Here is a 20,019-nt window from a genome sequence, read left to right on the forward strand (position 1 = left end):
ACCCGAAAAGGATTGAAGAATTCATGAACATTGAACAATTTCAACAAGCGCTACAGGAGAAGGGTATCGAGCTTTCTCCTCGTCAGCTTGAACAGTTTGACACCTATTATCGATTATTGGTGGAATGGAACGAAAAGATGAATCTAACCGCCATCACGAATAAAGAAGAAGTTTATTTAAAGCATTTTTATGATTCAATCAGTGCAGCATTCTATTTCGATTTTAACAAGCCTTATCAGATTTGCGATGTTGGAGCTGGAGCTGGATTTCCGAGCATTCCTTTGAAAATTTGTTTCCCAAATATCCACGTATCTATCGTGGATTCTTTGAATAAGCGGATCTCCTTTTTAAATCATCTTGCTGATGAGTTACAATTAAAGGGCGTTTCCTTTTACCATGACCGGGCGGAAACCTTCGCTCAAAAACCAGAGCATCGTGAATCCTATGATATTGTTATGGCAAGAGCGGTAGCGAGGATGTCTGTCTTAAGTGAGCTTTGTTTGCCGCTTGTCAAACCGGATGGGACGTTCATTGCCATGAAAGCGGCAAGTGCACAAGATGAAATGGATACAGGTAAGAAGGCGATTTTTACATTAGGCGGAAAAATTGAAGAAATTTATCCCTTCACATTGCCCGAAGAAAATAGTGAAAGAAACATCATTACGGTAAAAAAAGTAAAGAAGACTCCTAAAAAATACCCTAGAAAACCTGGTACACCAAATAAACAGCCCATTGAATAATCCTTTTACTATGGCTATTCATTGTGGCTGATAGATAGATTTTGGCTAGCACTTGTTCTAATTTTCTTTTACTATAAATGTAGGATTTTTTTATCCATTTAAAAATGTATAAGTAAACCTGAAGGATAATATCCGACAAAGTGTTCTTTACAACCATATGCCTCGTTTTCCTACAGAGCGAGAAAGTCGGAGTTTTATCTTTTTGAAAAATTAGGGAAATAATCTCGGGCAAGCCGGCAGATATCTATAATATCTGGGCGTCTATGCCTCATTATTGCTTTAATGACGACAGTCGACATGTTTTTTACAACGATGGACCATATGTATAACCATGTCGGGAAATGTATGCAGGACTTGTCCTTTCAATAGAGAATATGTTATTTGGGAGTTTTAAAAGGTGGTGTAGGAAGATGAAGCATCCTTTTTCGCGGTTCTTTGGGTTTGGCGAAAAAGAAGAACAGCAACTAGAGATGGAGACACCTAGCAATAATAACGAAGAAATAAGAAAAATTTCCATTTCTGATATTGTGCCTAATCGATTTCAACCAAGGACCGTTTTTAATGACGATAAAATTGCAGAATTGGCTCAAACGATTCATACACACGGAATCATTCAACCGATTGTAGTAAGGGCGTATGGTCAGGGGAAATACGAAATCATTGCAGGCGAGCGTCGTTTTCGTGCTATGCAAAAGCTTGGTTGGGAATTGGCACCGGCTATTGTTAAGGATTTTACGGATACTGAAACGGCTTCAGTTGCGCTGATAGAAAACCTTCAGCGTGAAGAGCTGACACCGATTGAAGAAGCATTAGCTTATGGGAAACTATTAGAGCTTCATAGTTTAACTCAAGAGGCTCTGGCACAAAGACTCGGAATTGGCCAATCTACCGTGGCGAATAAGCTTCGGCTGCTTAAGCTGCCGAAGGAGGTCCAAGATGCACTTCTTCAAAAGCAAATTACGGAACGTCATGCCCGCTCGTTAATTCCTTTAAAAAGTCCGGAAAAGCAGATCAAACTACTTTTGGAAATCATCGAAAAAGGCTATAACGTTAAGCAGACAGAAGAGCGGGTCGTCAAGCTCCTCACCGGAACGGTACTTAAGCCGAAGCCAAAACGAAAGGCGTTTAGTAAAGACATGAGGATTGCGGTAAATACCATCCGTCAATCGTTGAATATGGTAACAGACAATGGAATAAATTTGGATGCAGAGGAAGAGGAATTCGAGGAATATTATCAATTTACGATTAAAATTCCTAAGAAGAAAACTTGATCCCCTTTTCCTTAGCCCCCGCTTGGTAGTCTTCGATTACCAAGCTTTTTTTATTCTCTCTTTTCAACAGTATCTTTTGGTCATTTTTAGGGAAATTCCAAATTTTAAGAGGAATTTCAGAAAACGATTTCTTCCAGGATTATTCATGATAAAATAGAAAGAAAGAAAATTACGGTAAATGCATTTAGATATAGAGTATAAAGATAGTTGAAAGCAGGTGAATTCGTGGGTAAGATTCTCGCCATTGCCAATCAAAAAGGCGGTGTTGGAAAAACGACAACTTCTGTCAGCCTTAGTGCTTGTCTTGCATACATAGGACAGAAAGTCTTATTGGTCGATATCGATCCGCAGGGAAATGCGACAAGCGGTGCAGGTATTGATAAAGCAGATGTAGAACAATGTATTTATGATGTATTGGTTGATGATGTCGAAGCCAGTACCGTTATCTTGGAAACAAAGGTTGAAAACTTATATGTCATACCTGCGACAATTCAACTTGCGGGTGCTGAAATAGAACTTGTTCCAACCATCTCTAGGGAAGTCCGTTTAAAAAGGGCGTTAGAAGAGGTGCAGAGTCAGTATGATTACATTGTAATCGATTGTCCACCATCATTAGGACTGCTTACCCTAAATGCATTAACAGCTGCTGATGCTGTTTTAATTCCTGTACAATGCGAATATTATGCATTGGAGGGCTTAAGTCAGCTCTTAAATACGGTCCGTCTCGTGCAAAAGCATTTAAACCATGATTTGAAAATCGAAGGTGTGCTATTGACGATGTTGGATGCTAGAACAAATTTGGGTCTTCAAGTTATTGAGGAAGTCAAAAAATACTTTCAGGATAAAGTTTATCAAACCATCATTCCACGTAATGTCCGATTGAGTGAAGCGCCGAGCCATGGAGAACCGATAATTATTTATGATCCAAAGTCACGAGGAGCGGAGGTCTATCTAGAACTGGCAAAGGAAGTGGTGTCAAATGGCTAAGGGACTTGGCAAAGGACTAAACGCACTATTCAACAATGGGGAAATCAGTAAAGATGAAATCGTGCGGGAAATTAAATTGAGGGAATTAAGGCCAAATCCTTATCAGCCCCGGAAAAGTTTTCGACCTGAAGCGATAGAAGAACTTAAGCAATCAATCATAGAGCACGGGATATTACAGCCGATTATTGCCCGGAAAAGTATTAAAGGCTATGAAATTGTGGCTGGGGAGAGACGTTATCGTGCCGCAAAAGAAGCTGGTTTAAAGACAGTACCGGTTGTTGTGAGGGAACTGAATGAACAACAGATGATGGAACTAGCCATTTTGGAAAACCTTCAACGGGAAGATTTAAACCCAATCGAGGAAGCGGCTGCTTATCAAACCCTGCTTGAAAAATTAGAAATTACTCAAGAACAGTTGGCTATTCGCTTGGGGAAAAGTCGGCCGCATATTGCTAACTATGTTCGATTACTATCTTTGCCTGAAAAGATAAGGAGTTATATCTCTGAAGGTGAAATTTCTATGGGGCATGGTCGTGCATTACTAGGATTAAAGAAAAAAGAGTTGCTTCAGCCAGTTATAGACAAAATTCTCAAAGAAGGAATGAATGTCCGAAAGCTAGAGCAATATATTCATCAATTAAATGATACGGTTTCACGTGAAACTAAACCTGCGAAACAAGTGAAAAAAGATATTTTTATAAAGCAGCGGGAGTCAAGTCTACGTGAAAGACTAGGAACAAGCGTGACTATTAAACAAAGCAAGAAAAAAGGGAAAATAGAAATCGAATTCTTTTCAAAAGAAGATTTAGAGAGAATATTAGACTTGATTGATCAAGAAAACCTTTCCTCTTAGTCCCTTCTTTGAGAGACGATTTTTGAATGCAGATATGCAACAAGGGGATCTTACTGTAGAGAATTAGGTGAATAAGATGGTTTTATTGGGGACTTTTGTGAATGGGGCTTGTATTTTAATCGGGTCGATTTTGGGAATGTTTTTACAGCATATACCTGAGAAGATAAAAGAAACGGTTATGAGTGGTATCGGTTTGACCGTTATTGTCTTAGGATTGCAGATGGGTTTTAAGAGTGATAATTTTATCATGGTCATTATAAGTATTGTGGGAGGCGCTGTGCTTGGAGAATGGATGAATCTTGAAGCCAGGCTTAATTCTTTAGGCAATTGGATTGAACGTCGGATGAAAGCGAAAAAAGGAACTTCGATATCACAGGGATTCGTAACAGCCACGCTCATATTTTGCATTGGAGCGATGGCCATTATCGGTGCCTTGGATAGTGGGATCCGTAATGATCATGATGTTTTAATAACAAAATCGATTATTGATGGGTTTACAGCGCTAGTTCTGTCCAGTACTCTTGGCATTGGTGTACTTTTTTCAGCATTCCCTATCATTCTTTATGAAGGATTCATTGCCATTTTTTCAAGGCAAATTAATACTTTGATCCCAACTGCGTTAATGGATTCCTTCATTCTTGAAATGACAGCAACTGGAGGAGTCATGATTTTAGCGATTGGCTTGAATATTATCGGTGTCACCAAAATCAGGGTGGCTAACCTGCTTCCAGGAATAATGATTACAGCAATTCTAGTTACAATCATGTATTATGTATAAAAATAAAGGAAGGGGTGAACCCCTTCCTTTATTTTTATACTCGGCCAAACTTTTCAGGAACATTAGAATCAAAGGGTTTTTTCCTGCTTGAATGACCAGGAGAATGGAGTGAAAGTTGGTTTAACTGGATAATGATTTTGTGCTTCATAAATACCCTCTGCAATGGTTTTGGCCATTTTTAAGACTAGATTAAGACGAGTATTTTGTAGGACCATAAACTCCATGAATCCACTGACATTCACGATTCCAGTAATATGGGCATTGCCAACAGAAGGTAGATCTTTATTGACTCCAGCGCCAGGTTTCACCGGACCTTGGCCAATTTGAACAATGCCGACGCTTTTCAATTTTCCTAAGCAAGCATCGATTCCGACGATAAAGGGATCGGTATGGATTTTGTTAATTTCACTTAATTTTTCCTGTAAATTCATAGCATGTATAGGATTATCGAGAGTTCCATAAACATGGAAGGAAGAGGCACCGTCTTCTGTTTTTTCATTAAGCAGAGTGCCGACAAGTGGACCGAGGGAATCGCCAGTAGAACGGTCTGTGCCAATACAGACAATTACGATAGGTTGAAGCTTTCCAGTTGGAAGAAGGTTGATTAATTCTTGGGAAATTTGTTTAGATGCATCCGTATCTTCATGTAGGATGCGGCTCAATCTATTTTTATTATTATTAAATAGACTAGAATTCAGATTCATCGGCTCAACTCCTTTACTTCGTTTGGTATTACAGTATACGGATAAAAAAGGAAAAATATACGGTATTTAATGTAAAATTGGTGGGGGATTTATTTGATAAGAACACGCAAACGGGGAAGGGGAAATCGTAAGATGCTTCTTCCTCTACCAATTTTCGTTATATATACTCTCTAGCAAAAAATCATTCATGGAAATAGAAAAAACTTCTAATTACCTTACCTATTACCCATATTTTTTTTGTACAGAAACCCATATTTATTGATAAAATAGAGAAAACTTTTCTTATTTAGGGTTATCTTTCGGCTTGAGGGGTAGATGGAATACGTCCAAATAGGAAGGTCATAGGGAATCTAAAAGTTTTGCAGGTTTTTGCAATAGGCAGGAGGAAGAGATGGATAGCATTTATAATAACGTTACAAAAGAATTATTGGATGAAAAAGTATGGCTACTGATGGGGGAGGGAATTATTAAAATCTTCCTTGTTCTGTTGTTATCGCGTATTATTATTAGAATAGGAAAGACCATTATAAATAAATTCTTCAAAGCTCGATTAAGAAGTCCTATTCGGGTTTCGGAGCGTAGGGAAACGACACTCATTAAGTTACTGGAAAATATCATCACTTACGTTATCAATTTCATTGCCTTGATAATGATTCTTGAAATTTTCTCATTCGATGTAAAAGCTTTACTGGCTGGAGCTGGGATTCTTGGTTTGGCAGTTGGGTTTGGTGCCCAAAGTTTGGTCAAAGATATTATCACAGGATTCTTTGTGATTTTTGAAGATCACTTCTCGGTTGGGGACTATATTAAGATTAATACATTTGAGGGTGAAGTTCTCGAAATTGGGCTTCGTACAACAAAAATTAAAAGTAGCTCAGGAGAATTGCACCTCATACCTAATGGTAGTATTGTTCAAGTTACAAATTACTCCATATTAAACAGTAAAGCAGTGGTGGATGTAGCTATACCTAATGATGGATCAGTAGAACTTGCTGAGAGGGTACTTATTCAAACTTTGAATAATATGGAAGGTAAATATGACTTCTTAGTCAAAGCACCTGAATTTTTAGGAATTGAAATGATAAGTCCTGATGAAGTTGTCTTTCGGGTCACAGCTGAAACAAAACCGATGCGTCATGTCGAAATGAGCAGAATAATAAGAAAAGAATTAAGTGCTGCTCTTGATTTAAGTGGAATTACATCTACATACAAAGGCAGCGAGTCGTAGGAACTAGGGGGGCTCATGGTTATGGATGAAAAGGAATTTGCACTTAAAGATATTGTCGAAATGAAAAAACCACATCCATGTGGAGTGAATAAGTGGAGAATTATCCGGCTGGGCATGGATATCCGGATAAAATGTGAAGGGTGCGGTCATAGCGTGATGTTGCCCCGACGTGAGTTTGCGAAGAAAATGAAAAAGGTTCTACAAAAGCATGAGGAATGATCATGCTTTTTTCATGGAAAGAAAGCGGTCCTACTATCTCAATGATTTACTTGTCTTTTTAGGAAGCGAAATCTATAATTGGGAAAGGTTTAGGTAATTGGATGGTCTTTATAGAAGATCAGTCTTTTTCCTATATGTACGAATTATCTTAAAGGAGTGAAATATAAATGGCTTTAACAGCTGGTATAGTTGGTTTGCCTAACGTAGGTAAATCCACTTTATTTAATGCAATAACTCAGGCAGGTGCGGAATCTGCCAACTATCCTTTTTGTACAATTGATCCAAACGTTGGGATTGTAGAAGTGCCTGATCATCGTTTACAAAAATTGACTGAATTGGTGCAGCCGAAAAAGACAGTTCCGACAGCATTTGAATTCACGGATATTGCCGGGATTGTAAAAGGAGCTAGTAAAGGGGAAGGTCTTGGAAATAAATTCCTTTCTCATATTCGTCAAGTTGATGCAATTTGTCAAGTCGTTCGTTGCTTCTCTGACGATAACATTACTCACGTTTCTGGAAAAGTAAATCCAATAGATGATATTGAAGTCATCAATCTTGAATTGATTCTTGCTGATTTGGAATCTGTTGATAAACGAATCGACCGCGTTGGAAAAATGGCCAAGCAGAAAGATAAAGGCGCAGTGGCTGAGCATGAAATCCTTGTCGCTTTGAAAGAAGCATTGGAAGAAGAAAAACCAGCTCGTTCAGTTGAATTTACTGAAGAACAGCAAAAAATCGTGAAGGGCATGCACTTGCTTACAGCGAAGCCGACTCTTTATGTAGCGAATGTAAGTGAGGACGAAGTGGCTAATGCTGCTGATAATGAATATGTTCAACAAGTTCGTGAATATGCTGCGAAAGAAAACGCAGAAGTTATCGTAATTTGTGCAAAAATTGAAGAAGAAATTGCGGAGCTTGAAGGTGAAGAAAAGGAAATGTTCCTATCTGAACTCGGCATCGAGGAATCCGGTCTTGATCAATTGATCCGTGCTTCATACAACCTGCTCGGGTTGGCAACATACTTTACAGCTGGAGTTCAGGAGGTACGTGCTTGGACGTTCCGTAAAGGTATGAAAGCGCCTCAATGTGCAGGTGTCATTCACACAGACTTCGAACGCGGTTTCATCCGTGCCGAAATCGTTTCGTATAATGACCTACTTGAAGCAGGAAGCCATAGCGCTGCAAAGGACGCGGGTAAAGTACGATTAGAAGGTAAAGAATATATCGTTAACGACGGCGACGTAATCCATTTCCGTTTTAACGTATAAGGCATAGAGAGACTCTACAGACCCAATCTGTAGAGTCTTTTTTCTCGGTATAGTTTAAGTCTATAACATTTGATTTCAATAAATTGTAATATGTCTAACCGTTCGTTGCAAAGCCCCTTTAACTATGCTATAATTTCTTCTTGTGAGTAATTATAAATAATTGCTCCTTGCCCAATTGGGCCGCTTAGACCAAAAGGAGGTGACAGTGATGAGAAAATACGAAATTATGTATATCATCCGTCCAAACATTGAGGAAGAAGCTAAAAAAGCTTTAGTTGAACGTTTCAACACAATCCTTTCTGATAATGGTGCGGAAGTAGAAGCAAAAGAATGGGGTAAACGCCGTCTTGCATACGAAATCAATGATTTCCGTGATGGTTACTACATGCTTCTTAAAGTTAACGCTGAAAGTGCTGCGATTCTAGAATTCGATCGTCTTGCTAAAATCAGTGAAGACATTATTCGCCACATGGCTACTAGAGAAGAAGTATAATCCGATATTTAATATAAATTCTAATCTTGTTTCACGTGAAACAAGTTTGAAACCTAGGGGTTGATTCTGATGATGAATCGCGTAGTTTTGGTAGGACGCTTAACTAAAGATCCTGAATTACGATATACACCTAATGGAGTTCCTGTGGCTACCTTTACTTTGGCTGTGAACCGTAGTTTTACGAATCAGTCGGGTGAACGTGAAGCAGATTTCATTAACTGTGTAGTTTGGCGTAAACCGGCAGAAAATGTAGCTAACTTCTTGAAAAAAGGCAGTTTAGCTGGCGTGGATGGACGTGTCCAAACACGTAATTATGAAGGACAAGACGGCAAACGAGTATATGTGACGGAGATTCTGGCTGAGAGCGTTCAATTCCTTGAACCACGAAGCAGTTCAGCGGGTGAAAGAAATGAAGGCGGTTCTTACGGTGGAGGTCAAAAAAGTTATAGCAACAATAATAACGGAAATGACAACAATTCGTATGGACAAAATCCTAATCAGAATCAACGGAGCAACAACAACTACACTCGTGTAGATGATGATCCATTTGCAAATGACGGTAAAACAATCGACATTTCAGATGATGATCTTCCGTTTTAAACAGCCGTTTAAAATGAAAATTCAACAAGCAGGGAGGGAAATTTATTATGGCAATGGGTGGACGTAAAGGACGCGGTAAGCGTAAAAAGGTTTGTTATTTCACATCTAACGGAATCACTAAAATTGATTACAAAGATACAGATCTTCTTAAAAAATTCGTCTCAGAACGCGGTAAAATTTTACCACGTCGTGTAACTGGCACAAGCGCTAAATATCAACGTAAATTAACGATTGCTATTAAACGCTCACGTACTATGGCATTACTACCATACGTATCTGGTGAATAATTAATAGGCACATTGAGGAGCAGTCCTTAATGTGCTTTTTTTTATGCAATAGGAGTGACGTATAAAAATAGCCCTTTTATTAAAAATCCGCTAAAATGCGGTTTTTTTTGTTTTTTGAAAGGATTTTTATAAACGAAAATAGTCTCTTTCCAAAGAAAAAATTCTATATCATGAAAAAAGATTGTGATGTTTGAAATATCCTATGCTTAACGGATACAATATAAAGATGGAGACTGGAGACATTATTTTTAGTTTTATAAAAACGGGGGTGAAAATAAATGAATAGCGGGAGACGAATTGCTGAGGGCGGGGCCCTTTTGGCACTATATTGCATTTTATTGTTCATCACAGTTCATATCCCAATAGTGGGTACCTTCACTCTTTTCTTTTTACCCATTCCTTTTATTCTGGTGACAACCAAACAAAAGATATCATGGGCTCTGGGGTATTTATTTGTTGCTTCATTATTGTCGATACTTATCTCAACAATATTATCCGTTCCGATGACCTTACTTATGGGGGCAACGGGTATTACCATTGGTTATTTTTTAAAAAAGGATAAACCGATGGCACCTATGTTTATTAGCACTGTCCTTGTTTTCCTAGGGGGTACATTATTAATATATGCGGCAACGGTATTGGTATTAGATGTAAACTACATAGAAAAATCGATGGTCATGCTTGAGGAGTCCATTGATTCTTCTGTTGGGATCATGGAATCGTTTGATCAGGCACCGACAGAGCGAATCGAAAAGAGAATGCATGAATCAATAGATTTGCTGAACACGCTTATGCCAAGTTTGTTCGTTGTCACTTCTGTCATCATGGTTTTACTGATTTTCTTTGCGGCCCATCCTATTTTGAAGAGGTTCAGCGATAAAACTTTAAAGTGGCCACATTTTCGAGATCTGCGACTCCCGAAAAGCCTTTTATGGTATTATTTAATTACGATGCTTCTGGCTCTTTTTGTGAATACGGACAAGAATAGTTTTGTATATATGGCCATAACAAACCTATTTTTTATCCTGCAGTTTTTCATTTTGATACAAGGATATTCGCTGGTATTTTATATCAGTCATGTGAAGTCTTGGACTAAAGCTATACTTATTTTAATCGTGGTTGCTTCGCTTTTACATCCGATTTTCATAACCATCATTCGATTTTTAGGTATAATAGATTTAGGATTTCCTTTTAGGGAGACAATCAAGAAAAAGGAATAGTCCTTGTAAAACAGATGCTTTTAGGAGCTGAAACTATGCCATCTTATTTGAAAGAGTACTCGATTAAGTCCCCGTTATATGGGGTGCTGGCTGCAGGCTTGTTACTTTTGGGCGTACTGGCTTATTATAATTGGGTTGTTGCACTTGTTGGATTATTGATTCTTGCCGGTTTATTTTATTTAACATTAAAAGTGGAAGAAAAAAAACAGCGTAAGACAGAAGAATATATAACAACGTTATCCTACCGTCTAAAGAAGGTGGGTGAAGAAGCGTTACTGGAAATGCCAATTGGGATTATGCTCTTTAATGACGATTTTTACATTGAATGGACCAATCCATTTCTGGCTTCATGTTTTAGTGAAGATTCATTGGCAGGAAGATCTCTCTACGATGTCGCTGATTCGATTGTACCGTTAATTAAGCAAGAGATTGAGACAGAGACGCTTACACTCCATGACCGGAAATTTAAAGTGGTCCATAAGCGTGAGGAACGACTTCTTTACTTTTTTGATGTAACAGAGCAAGTTGAAATTGAAAAATTATATGAAGATGAGCGGACAGCAATCGCCATTATTCTGCTTGATAATTATGATGATTTGACGCAGGGAATGGATGATCAGCGTAAAAGTAGTATAAACAGTTTGGTTACCTCACTTCTTGATAAATGGGCAAGGGATAATGGCGTTTTCTTTAAACGGGTTTCCTCGGAACGGTTTATCGCTGTGTTTAATGAACATATCCTTCATCAACTTGAAAAGGGTAAATTCACTATTTTAGATGAAATTAGGGAAACGACAGCCAAGCAAAATGTACCACTTACCTTGAGCATTGGGGTTGGCTCGGCTGTATCTTCCTTACCGGAATTGGGATCACTTGCCCAGTCTAGCTTAGATCTAGCTTTGGGACGGGGCGGAGATCAAGTTGCTATTAAGCAGGCAAACGGAAAAGTGAAATTTTATGGTGGTAAAACCAATCCAATGGAAAAACGCACGAGGGTCCGCGCACGCGTCATTTCGCATGCATTAAAGGATATAGTCTTGGATAGCGATAAAGTCATTGTCATGGGCCATAAAAATCCGGATATGGATGCAATAGGTTCAGCCATCGGTATTTTAAAAGTGGCTCAAATGAATGAACGTGACGGATATATTGTCATAAACACACAGCAACTTGATAGCAGTGTCCTTCGTTTAATGGAAGAAATTAAAAATAAAGAGGATTTGTATGCACGGTTTATAACTCCCGAAGAAGCATTTGAAATGATTACGGATGAAACGTTGCTCGTTGTAGTTGATACGCATAAACCTTCAATGGTGATTGAAGAGCGATTATTAAATAGGATTGATAAGGTAGTTGTCATTGACCACCATCGCCGAGGTGAGGAGTTTATCAAAAACTCATTGCTCGTTTATATGGAGCCATATGCATCCTCAACAGCTGAACTTGTAACTGAATTGCTTGAATATCAGCCAAAACGCAGCAAAATTGATATGCTTGAGTCTACGGCACTGCTTGCCGGGATTATTGTCGATACGAAAAGTTTTACTTTAAGAACTGGTTCACGAACATTCGATGCAGCCTCTTATTTAAGGGCTCATGGAGCAGATACGGTACTTGTTCAGAAATTCTTAAAGGAAGACGTAGACACCTATATTAAACGGTCGAAGCTGATTGAAGAGGTTGTCTTCTATAAAAAGGGTATTGCAATTGCTTCGGCAAAAACTGATCAGGTCCATAATCAGGTGCTCATTGCTCAGGCAGCCGACACGCTTTTGACCATGGACGGCGTTGTCGCTTCCTTTGTAATGGCTAAGAGATCTGATGATACAGTTGGCATAAGTGCACGTTCTCTCGGTGATATCAATGTCCAGGTGATAATGGAAATGTTGAATGGAGGCGGACATTTAACAAATGCCGCTACTCAACAGGCATGTTCCATTGAAGAAGCCGAAAGTCGATTAAAAGCAGCAATTGATGATTATTTAGAAGGGGGACAAAAAGAATGAGAGTTATATTTCTAAAAGATGTTAAAGGTAAAGGAAAAAAAGGGGAAGTCAAAAATGTTGCAGATGGTTATGCACATAATTTCCTGATTAAACAAGGATTGGCTGTAGAAGCAAATAATACAAATGTGAAAACTTTGGAAGCGCAGAAGAATAAAGAAGAATCGCTTGCTGCCGAAGAACTTCAACATGCAGAAGAACTGAAAGTACAATTGGAGAAGTTAACTGTTGAATTATCCGCTAAAGCTGGGGAAGGCGGGCGTTTATTCGGTTCTATCACGACGAAACAAATTGCCTCAGAGCTTCAGAAAAAACATGGCATTAAGATTGATAAACGTAAAATGGAGCTTGCTGACGGAATTCGTTCTTTAGGACATACGAAGCTCCCTGTAAAGCTGCATCCTGAGGTTACAGCAACACTCACAGTGCAAGTGAAAGAAATTAACTAATTTTAGTGGTTTCATATCTGTGAAAAATTGATAAAATAGAGATAGACGAAAAAAATGTGATTGGGCATGTTGTCCTTTCACTTTTTTCTTTTTAACTAGAAACATATAAATAAGCAAAAAGTATCCTCTTAGAATGGGAGGTTTTAAGATTTGATAGAACAATTTCAAGATAGAGTTCCCCCTCAAAATATAGAAGCAGAACAAGCTGTGCTAGGGGCCATTTTTCTAGAGCCTTCTTCACTAACTGTTACATCGGAAGTTTTGATTCCAGAGGATTTCTACAGAAGCTCGCATCAAAAAATCTTTAATGTGATGATTAAGTTGAATGACGAAGGAAAAGCTGTCGATTTGATTACGGTGACTGAAGAACTAGCCGCTGCAAAGAACCTTGAAGAAGTGGGTGGCGTTTCATATTTAAGTGAATTGGCCGGGTCGGTACCTACCGCAGCTAATATTGAATATTATGCCCGCATCGTAGAAGAGAAGTCGTTACTACGTCGATTGATCAGGACAGCAACGAATATTGCTCAGGAAGGATACAGCCGCGAGGATGAGGTCGAGGAGCTGCTCGGGGAAGCAGAAAAAACGATCATGGAAGTAGCCCAGCGGAAAAATTCCGGGTCCTTTCAAAATATTAAGGATGTATTAGTACGGACTTACGATAATATCGAGGTATTGACCACCCGTAAAGGTGATGTCACAGGAATTCCGACCGGATTTGCTGAACTGGACCGAATGACAGCTGGTTTTCAACGTAATGACCTTATTATCGTGGGTGCTCGTCCCTCTGTTGGTAAGACCGCTTTTGCTTTGAACATCGCTCAAAATGTTGCAACGAAAACAGAAGAGAACGTTGCGATTTTTAGTCTTGAGATGGGTGCCGAGCAGCTTGTTATGCGTATGCTTTGCGCGGAAGGAAACATTAACGCTCAAAATTTGCGGACAGGATCCTTAACAGATGAGGACTGGCGCAAGCTAACAATGGCGATGGGAAGCTTGTCGAATGCCGGTATTTATATTGATGATACGCCAGGAGTCCGGATTGGTGAAATTCGTTCAAAATGCCGTCGTTTGAAGCAGGAACATGGACTTGGCATGATATTGATTGATTACCTTCAATTGATTCAAGGAGATGGCCGTTCAGGCGACAATCGTCAGCAAGAAGTATCGGAAATTTCTCGTTCACTCAAAGCGCTTGCTCGTGAACTAGAAGTACCTGTTATCGCCCTTTCCCAGCTCTCCCGTGGAGTGGAGCAGCGCCAAGACAAGCGCCCCATGATGTCAGATATCCGGGAATCAGGGAGTATTGAGCAAGATGCTGATATCGTGGCATTCTTATATCGTGATGATTATTATGATAAAGAATCTGAGAATAAAAATATTATCGAAATCATTATTGCCAAACAGCGTAATGGCCCTGTTGGGACGGTTTCGCTTGCATTCGTTAAAGAATACAATAAATTCGTTAACCTGGAACGGCGCTTCGATGATGACTCGATGTCTCCCGGGGCTTAAATAGATTTAATGTTATTCATAGAAAACGGCCCGCCACTTTTGAAGTGGCGGGCCGTTTTTATGGAGAAAATGATAAAAAAGAAAAGCCACCGTAAATAATAAAGGATTTCCATGGGTAAAATATATGATATTGAAATATTGAAGAGAATAATCTAAATCGAAATGAGAAAAAGAAAGCCGCTATAAATACCTTAAAAACGCTATTTTCATCTTAGTTGCTTCATTCCCTATCAGCAAAAAGGTGAGAATATAATCCAATTATTACCAAGTGATAATCTTTTTATTTTTCAGAATTATCAGTATGAAAAACGCTACAGAAGGTTAATACCTTATATTTACACTGTAGGAAAGTAGGTAAAATGCATATTTACGAACGAATTATTTATTAATTTATATAATGTTCGGATTTTGTATTGACTTCCTCTTTGAATTATTGATAAAATAGGTTTGTTTGATAAGAACCGGTTAATAACCGGTATTACGTGATCCTTTGGAGGTGCTTTATTCAGATGTCATCAGTTGTAGTAGTCGGTACACAATGGGGAGACGAAGGTAAAGGTAAAATAACAGATTTTCTATCCCAGAATGCGGAAGCCATTGCTCGTTATCAAGGTGGGAATAATGCAGGGCATACGATTAAATTTAACGGTGTTACTTATAAACTGCATTTAATTCCGTCAGGGATTTTTTATAGTGATAAAATTTGTGTTATTGGAAATGGAATGGTAGTTGATCCAAAAGCGCTTGTAGAAGAGCTTGCATATTTACATAGTCACGGAGTGAGCACGGATAATCTTCGTATCTCTAACCGTGCACATGTCATTCTTCCTTACCATATTAAATTGGATGAAGTTGAAGAAGATCGTAAAGGTGCTAATAAAATTGGTACGACGAAAAAAGGAATCGGCCCTGCTTATATGGACAAAGCTGCTCGTAACGGCATCCGTATGGCAGATCTTTTGGACCGTGAAATTTTTGAAGAAAAATTGTCCCAAAATCTTGTCGAAAAAAACCGCATGTTTGAACGTTTTTATGAAACAGAAGGTTTTAAAATCGAAGATATCTTAGAAGAATACTATGAGTACGGACAACAAGTGCAGAAATATGTTTGCGATACATCCGTTGTATTGAATGACGCACTTGATGAAGGAAAACGCGTATTATTTGAAGGGGCTCAAGGGGTTATGCTTGATATCGATCAAGGAACATACCCATTTGTTACTTCATCTAACCCAGTTGCAGGCGGCGTAACGATTGGTTCAGGTGTTGGACCTACGAAAATTAACCATGTGGTTGGAGTATGTAAAGCATATACAAGCCGTGTGGGTGATGGTCCTTTCCCTACAGAATTACATGATGAAATCGGTCATCAAATCCGTGAAGTAGGCCGTGAATATGGTACTACTACAGGCAGACCGCGCCGTGTCGGCTGGTTTGACGCTGTTGTTGTTCGCCATGCACGCCGTGTTAGCGGGATTACCGATTTATCTTTAAACTCAATTGACGTGTTATCAGGTCTTGATACGGTCAAAATTTGTGTGGCTTATGAATACAAAGGCGAAATCATTCATGAGGTTCCAGCGACTTTGAAAGCGATTGGCGAATGTACACCAGTCTATGAAGAGCTGCCAGGCTGGCCAGAAGACATCACGGGATGCAAATCATTGGATGAACTACCAGAGAACGCTCGTCACTATGTAGAGCGCGTATCTCAATTAGTAGGCATTCCTTTGACTACTTTCTCTGTCGGTCCTGACCGTAACCAAACAAACATCGTAAGAAGCCCTTGGCGTCTAGCGTAATTCATGAAAAAAGGAGCTGGCTTTTTTGCCAGCTCCTTTTTTATTTAAAACTACTCCTTGGTGGTGTAAGGTTTACAAGTGGCTAGTATGTCAGTTTGTACAATTATGATTAAACAATATGTACTGAGATACTAACAAGGAAATGATGTTTTTAAAGGGTAAATTTTATTTAAAACAGTAGTGAAAAGGAAAAAATATAAAATAAAATAAATTTTATTTTAAAAAACTATTGCATAAACAATAAAAACTATGATATTATCAAAAGCGTCGTCACAATAGAACAAGCCAATAACACGGTAGAGCAACAAGCAAAGCTTCCACGAGTAGCGCGAGTAGCGGAGTTTACATCTTGCAGAAGGTAAACGGAAAATCCGGAAATTATGTGGCGAAAATTTATTAGAACGAGCCATTAGCTCAGTTGGTAGAGCATCTGACTTTTAATCAGAGGGTCGAAGGTTCGAATCCTTCATGGCTCACCATTTTTCCGGCCCATTGGTCAAGCGGTTAAGACACCGCCCTTTCACGGCGGTAACACGGGTTCGAATCCCGTATGGGTCACTTCTTTATATAATTTATATGCTGGTCCCGTGGTGTAGCGGTTAACATGCCTGCCTGTCACGCAGGAGATCGCGGGTTCGATTCCCGTCGGGACCGCCATTTTATTTTTTACATGATTTTTTCATTTGAAATAGAATATTTGGCTCAGTAGCTCAGTCGGTAGAGCAAAGGACTGAAAATCCTTGTGTCGGCGGTTCGATTCCGTCCTGAGCCATCCTTTTGAAAAGCGCCTTTCGGGCGCTTTTTTTGTTATATATTAATTTACAAACGGGTTAAATCCTGTTAATAGATTGTTATTGATTTGTAACAATCCAATTTTAACCATTTATATAAATGGTTCGCTATTCCTTATCAGGCTTACGTCTACCTCCTTTTTTATTTCGAAAGATACCTTTTCTAAAAACATATTTATTGGTACTTGTTGTCACCATTTATACAGTTCTATTACATTATGAAGTCTATTTCTTGATTTTTTTATTATTATGATAGAGTTATGAGTGAAAAAATGGTTATAGAAATTAGTCATGTACGCGTAAATATTGAAATATTGAAATTGAACTAATATATCTCATATAAATTTGATTAGTTTCTTAATTGGTGACTGGGCCGTTTAAGGAGGACAATATATGTTTATCTCAAAAAATAAAGGAATCTTTCTGTTCGTGATATCCGTAATGCTATTGCTTGCAGGAAATCGAGCAACAGCAGCAGGTGTATCGGAAATTAAAACCATTCAGCATGTTTATCTCAACAATGAATTCGTGGGAAGTGTAACGGATGAAGCGGAAATAGAAAAGATTGTAGCGGATAAAATTGCAGAAGCAGAGGCGGATTATCCTGACTATACATTTGATAGTGAGACGCAGTTAGCATTTGTGGGCGAGGAAGTATTTAGTGAAGAAGTAAAAGAGGACCAAGTCTTAAAGGAGATTGACGATCAGTTGGATGTAAAGGCAGACGCGTATGAGATTAACATTGATAATCAGGTGGTCGCTTATGTTCCTTCTAAGGAAGATGCTGAGGAAGTTGTGAGAAACATCACCTTATTATATGTAGATGAGGAAGAATACGCTGAATATGAATCCAGCAAGAGAGAAAGTGAATCGGATACGGTTGAAACGTTAAAAAAACCAGGAAGCAGAATTCTAAATATCGAATTTTCGCATCCAATTACGTTTAATGAAACCGCGGTTGATCCTGAAAAGATTATGACGGTTAACAAGACCCTTTCCATGATAGAAGAAGGAAAAGAAGAAAAGGCTATCTATGTGGTAAAGGAAGATGAGGAACTTGAAGAGGTTGCTAATAATCATGATATGGACCTAATTCAGCTGTTGGAGCTAAACCCGGACCTTAATAAGGGTAATGGGCTTAAAGCAGGTGAGAGCGTCTATGTGACCCAAGCTACACCCTATGTGAACGTAATGGTAGAAAGAGAAGTTTTGAAAGAAGAGGGGATTCCTTTTGAAAAGAAAGTAAAAAAGGATGATGATCTTCTGAAGGACGAGCTCGTTATTGAACAAGAGGGTAACGATGGCGTTCAGGCATTCACCTATACAGTTGAAGAAACAAATGGTAAAAAAATCAGTGAAACTATCGTAAAAAAAGAAGTTACGGAAAAAGCGATCACAGAGATCACTAGAAAAGGAACAAAGGTCATTCCTTCAAACGGAAGCGGCACCTATTCGTGGCCTGCAGACGGGGGCTATATTTCCAGTAAGCAGGGCCAGCGCTGGGGGAAACTACATAAAGGAATAGATATTGCCCGACCAACAACAAGGACCATCACGGCAGCCGATCATGGAATAGTCGAATTCGCAGGAGATTCCGGAGGTTATGGTAATAAAATAATAATCAATCATAATAATGGATTTAAAACGTTGTATGCCCATTTAGATTCAATAGATGTAAAAGCAGGACAAAAGGTTGGAAAAGGAATGAAAATTGGGATGATGGGCTCAACAGGCCATTCCACCGGTGTCCACCTTCATTTTGAAGTATATAAAAACGGGTCTCTTGCAAATCCGCTAAATTATATAAGTCAGTAATTGAGAGAAGTCTTCGAAAAATATTCGAAGACTTCTTCTTCTGCTACATACATAGATGAGAATAATAGGAAAAAGGTGATTTAATGCCTGTAAAATGATAAAGTATAATAGATACAATTTGCTTACATTTAGGTGTTTAGACCTTTTAATAGGGTATATATAGTGAACTTTGTTGGACTAAGATGATAGGTCGGTGTAATCAGTAGGAAAATATGAAAAAAGGTCCCGGATAAGGACAAGGTTTTTAATAGATTTAGTTTAGTTATTAAAAAGGAGATAAGTACATGGATAAGAAAATTTTGGTAGTCGATGATGAAAAGCCAATCGCGGATATTTTACAATTCAATTTGAAAAAAGAGGGTTATGAGGTTTTTTGTGCTTATGATGGCAACGAAGCTCTTAAAATGGTAGAAGAACGGCAGCCTGATTTGATTTTGCTTGATATAATGCTACCACAGCGTGATGGGATGGAAGTTTGTAGAGAAGTAAGAAAGAAATATGAAACGCCAATCATCATGTTAACGGCTAAGGATTCTGAGATAGATAAAGTATTAGGGTTAGAGCTTGGTGCAGATGACTATGTGACAAAGCCATTTAGTACCCGGGAAATAATCGCCCGTGTTAAGGCGAACTTAAGACGCCAGCAAGCTGTCCCGGTTCCGGATCAAGAAAATGAACCGAAGGAAATTACAATAGGCACTCTTACTATCCATCCTGATGCCTATGTCGTTTCTAAGCGTGGCGATACGATTGAATTAACTCATCGCGAATTCGAATTGCTCCATTATTTAGCAAAGCATATCGGCCAGGTTATGACAAGGGAGCACTTATTACAAACCGTTTGGGGATATGATTACTTTGGAGATGTACGGACAGTCGATGTAACGGTAAGACGTCTTCGTGAGAAGATTGAAGATAATCCAAGCCATCCTGGTTGGATTGTAACTAGAAGAGGGGTCGGTTATTACCTGCGTAACCCTGAACAGGAGTAGTTCT

19 protein-coding genes and 4 tRNA genes are annotated in these 20,019 nt (G+C 38.8%); 22 read left to right on the forward strand and 1 reads right to left on the reverse strand.

The features are described from left to right. Window positions 1–23 precede the first annotated feature (23 nt). The 5 genes from rsmG (at window position 24) to JFU24_RS16525 (ending at window position 4,629) form a co-directional block, all read left to right on the forward strand. A complete protein-coding gene (gene rsmG / locus JFU24_RS16505; RefSeq protein ID WP_056521964.1) occupies window positions 24–740 on the forward strand; it encodes a 16S rRNA (guanine(527)-N(7))-methyltransferase RsmG in 717 nt (238 codons plus the stop codon). A gap of 410 nt (window positions 741–1,150) precedes the next feature. Continuing rightward, the gene (gene noc, locus JFU24_RS16510; protein ID WP_056521967.1) at window positions 1,151–2,011 is read left to right on the forward strand and encodes a nucleoid occlusion protein; all 861 of its coding nucleotides are present in this window, start codon (window positions 1,151–1,153) and stop codon (window positions 2,009–2,011) included. A 225-nt stretch (window positions 2,012–2,236) separates the two neighbouring features. After that, window positions 2,237–2,998: a ParA family protein gene (locus tag JFU24_RS16515; RefSeq protein ID WP_053348844.1), complete on the forward strand. Its 762-nt coding sequence runs from the start codon at window positions 2,237–2,239 to the stop codon at window positions 2,996–2,998. Continuing rightward, entirely contained in the window at window positions 2,991–3,851 is an 861-nt protein-coding gene (locus JFU24_RS16520) for a ParB/RepB/Spo0J family partition protein (RefSeq protein ID WP_053348315.1), read from the forward strand. Before JFU24_RS16515 ends, JFU24_RS16520 begins: the two co-directional genes overlap by 8 nt. 76 nt (window positions 3,852–3,927) lie before the next feature. Continuing rightward, window positions 3,928–4,629 carry a DUF554 domain-containing protein gene (locus JFU24_RS16525; protein WP_201250190.1) on the forward strand — a complete coding sequence of 234 codons (702 nt, stop codon included), beginning with the start codon at window positions 3,928–3,930 and terminating at the stop codon, window positions 4,627–4,629. Window positions 4,630–4,697: 68 nt separating this feature from the next. Here the strand turns inward: JFU24_RS16525 and yyaC are convergent, their stop codons facing one another. Beyond that, on the reverse strand, window positions 4,698–5,333 hold the full coding sequence (gene yyaC, locus JFU24_RS16530) for a spore protease YyaC (RefSeq protein WP_201187749.1): 636 nt from the start codon (window positions 5,331–5,333) through the stop codon (window positions 4,698–4,700). A 391-nt stretch (window positions 5,334–5,724) separates the two neighbouring features. On the opposite strand from yyaC, the gene JFU24_RS16535 reads away from it, so the two are divergent. From JFU24_RS16535 to yycF, 17 genes are all read left to right on the forward strand, one after another. After that, a complete protein-coding gene (locus JFU24_RS16535; RefSeq protein ID WP_056521973.1) occupies window positions 5,725–6,561 on the forward strand; it encodes a mechanosensitive ion channel family protein in 837 nt (278 codons plus the stop codon). A 21-nt stretch (window positions 6,562–6,582) separates the two neighbouring features. Continuing rightward, the gene (locus JFU24_RS16540; RefSeq protein WP_201187747.1) at window positions 6,583–6,780 is read left to right on the forward strand and encodes a DUF951 domain-containing protein; all 198 of its coding nucleotides are present in this window, start codon (window positions 6,583–6,585) and stop codon (window positions 6,778–6,780) included. Window positions 6,781–6,947: 167 nt separating this feature from the next. Continuing rightward, window positions 6,948–8,048 carry a redox-regulated ATPase YchF gene (gene ychF, locus JFU24_RS16545; RefSeq protein ID WP_201187745.1) on the forward strand — a complete coding sequence of 367 codons (1,101 nt, stop codon included), beginning with the start codon at window positions 6,948–6,950 and terminating at the stop codon, window positions 8,046–8,048. Between the two features lie 208 nt (window positions 8,049–8,256). Then, a complete protein-coding gene (gene rpsF, locus JFU24_RS16550) occupies window positions 8,257–8,541 on the forward strand; it encodes a 30S ribosomal protein S6 (RefSeq protein ID WP_056521977.1) in 285 nt (94 codons plus the stop codon). Between the two features lie 69 nt (window positions 8,542–8,610). Beyond that, complete coding sequence (gene ssb / locus JFU24_RS16555; RefSeq protein ID WP_201187743.1) at window positions 8,611–9,141, forward strand: single-stranded DNA-binding protein; 531 nt, start codon at window positions 8,611–8,613, stop codon at window positions 9,139–9,141. A 47-nt stretch (window positions 9,142–9,188) separates the two neighbouring features. Further along, on the forward strand, window positions 9,189–9,428 hold the full coding sequence (rpsR, locus tag JFU24_RS16560) for a 30S ribosomal protein S18 (RefSeq protein ID WP_053348323.1): 240 nt from the start codon (window positions 9,189–9,191) through the stop codon (window positions 9,426–9,428). Between the two features lie 278 nt (window positions 9,429–9,706). After that, a complete protein-coding gene (locus JFU24_RS16565) occupies window positions 9,707–10,648 on the forward strand; it encodes a YybS family protein (protein WP_201187741.1) in 942 nt (313 codons plus the stop codon). Window positions 10,649–10,683: 35 nt separating this feature from the next. Next, entirely contained in the window at window positions 10,684–12,654 is a 1,971-nt protein-coding gene (locus JFU24_RS16570) for a DHH family phosphoesterase (RefSeq protein ID WP_056521986.1), read from the forward strand. After that, window positions 12,651–13,100 carry a 50S ribosomal protein L9 gene (rplI, locus tag JFU24_RS16575; RefSeq protein WP_098177048.1) on the forward strand — a complete coding sequence of 150 codons (450 nt, stop codon included), beginning with the start codon at window positions 12,651–12,653 and terminating at the stop codon, window positions 13,098–13,100. The genes JFU24_RS16570 and rplI overlap by 4 nt, the downstream gene beginning before the upstream one ends. 150 nt (window positions 13,101–13,250) lie before the next feature. Further along, window positions 13,251–14,615, forward strand: a complete 1,365-nt coding sequence (gene dnaB / locus JFU24_RS16580; protein WP_098177049.1) for a replicative DNA helicase — start codon at window positions 13,251–13,253, stop codon at window positions 14,613–14,615. 509 nt (window positions 14,616–15,124) lie between these two features. Then, the gene (locus tag JFU24_RS16585) at window positions 15,125–16,417 is read left to right on the forward strand and encodes an adenylosuccinate synthase (RefSeq protein WP_053348328.1); all 1,293 of its coding nucleotides are present in this window, start codon (window positions 15,125–15,127) and stop codon (window positions 16,415–16,417) included. Window positions 16,418–16,820: 403 nt separating this feature from the next. After that, window positions 16,821–16,896 (forward strand) — tRNA-Lys (locus JFU24_RS16590). Window positions 16,897–16,903: 7 nt separating this feature from the next. Continuing rightward, window positions 16,904–16,975: transfer RNA gene (locus tag JFU24_RS16595), tRNA-Glu, on the forward strand. Between the two features lie 23 nt (window positions 16,976–16,998). Further along, window positions 16,999–17,074: transfer RNA gene (locus JFU24_RS16600), tRNA-Asp, on the forward strand. A gap of 42 nt (window positions 17,075–17,116) precedes the next feature. Then, a tRNA-Phe gene (locus JFU24_RS16605) sits at window positions 17,117–17,189 on the forward strand. 412 nt (window positions 17,190–17,601) lie between these two features. Continuing rightward, window positions 17,602–19,023, forward strand: a complete 1,422-nt coding sequence (locus tag JFU24_RS16610) for a M23 family metallopeptidase (RefSeq protein WP_201222488.1) — start codon at window positions 17,602–17,604, stop codon at window positions 19,021–19,023. A 284-nt stretch (window positions 19,024–19,307) separates the two neighbouring features. Next, window positions 19,308–20,015, forward strand: coding sequence for a response regulator YycF (gene yycF, locus JFU24_RS16615; protein ID WP_034316131.1), 708 nt, complete (start codon window positions 19,308–19,310; stop codon window positions 20,013–20,015). Window positions 20,016–20,019 lie beyond the last annotated feature (4 nt).

The organism is Peribacillus sp. TH27, from assembly GCF_016650915.1.
Classification (GTDB): Bacteria; Bacillota; Bacilli; order Bacillales; family DSM-1321; genus Peribacillus; species Peribacillus butanolivorans.

Bases quoted from the DNA above. Each gene is read 5' to 3' on its own strand.
- JFU24_RS16535 (WP_056521973.1), top strand. From the start codon at position 5,725: ATGGATAGCATTTATAATAACGTTACAAAAGAATTATTGGATGAAAAA.
- ychF (WP_201187745.1), top strand. From the start codon at position 6,948: ATGGCTTTAACAGCTGGTATAGTTGGTTTGCCTAACGTAGGTAAATCC.
- JFU24_RS16520 (WP_053348315.1), top strand. From the start codon at position 2,991: ATGGCTAAGGGACTTGGCAAAGGACTAAACGCACTATTCAACAATGGG.
- rpsF (WP_056521977.1), top strand. From the start codon at position 8,257: ATGAGAAAATACGAAATTATGTATATCATCCGTCCAAACATTGAGGAA.
- yycF (WP_034316131.1), top strand. From the start codon at position 19,308: ATGGATAAGAAAATTTTGGTAGTCGATGATGAAAAGCCAATCGCGGAT.
- JFU24_RS16565 (WP_201187741.1), top strand. From the start codon at position 9,707: ATGAATAGCGGGAGACGAATTGCTGAGGGCGGGGCCCTTTTGGCACTA.
- rsmG (WP_056521964.1), top strand. From the start codon at position 24: ATGAACATTGAACAATTTCAACAAGCGCTACAGGAGAAGGGTATCGAG.
- ssb (WP_201187743.1), top strand. From the start codon at position 8,611: ATGATGAATCGCGTAGTTTTGGTAGGACGCTTAACTAAAGATCCTGAA.
- JFU24_RS16585 (WP_053348328.1), top strand. From the start codon at position 15,125: ATGTCATCAGTTGTAGTAGTCGGTACACAATGGGGAGACGAAGGTAAA.
- rpsR (WP_053348323.1), top strand. From the start codon at position 9,189: ATGGCAATGGGTGGACGTAAAGGACGCGGTAAGCGTAAAAAGGTTTGT.
- JFU24_RS16570 (WP_056521986.1), top strand. From the start codon at position 10,684: ATGCCATCTTATTTGAAAGAGTACTCGATTAAGTCCCCGTTATATGGG.
- noc (WP_056521967.1), top strand. From the start codon at position 1,151: ATGAAGCATCCTTTTTCGCGGTTCTTTGGGTTTGGCGAAAAAGAAGAA.
- JFU24_RS16540 (WP_201187747.1), top strand. From the start codon at position 6,583: ATGGATGAAAAGGAATTTGCACTTAAAGATATTGTCGAAATGAAAAAA.
- JFU24_RS16610 (WP_201222488.1), top strand. From the start codon at position 17,602: ATGTTTATCTCAAAAAATAAAGGAATCTTTCTGTTCGTGATATCCGTA.
- rplI (WP_098177048.1), top strand. From the start codon at position 12,651: ATGAGAGTTATATTTCTAAAAGATGTTAAAGGTAAAGGAAAAAAAGGG.
- yyaC (WP_201187749.1), bottom strand. From the start codon at position 5,333: ATGAATCTGAATTCTAGTCTATTTAATAATAATAAAAATAGATTGAGC.
- JFU24_RS16525 (WP_201250190.1), top strand. From the start codon at position 3,928: ATGGTTTTATTGGGGACTTTTGTGAATGGGGCTTGTATTTTAATCGGG.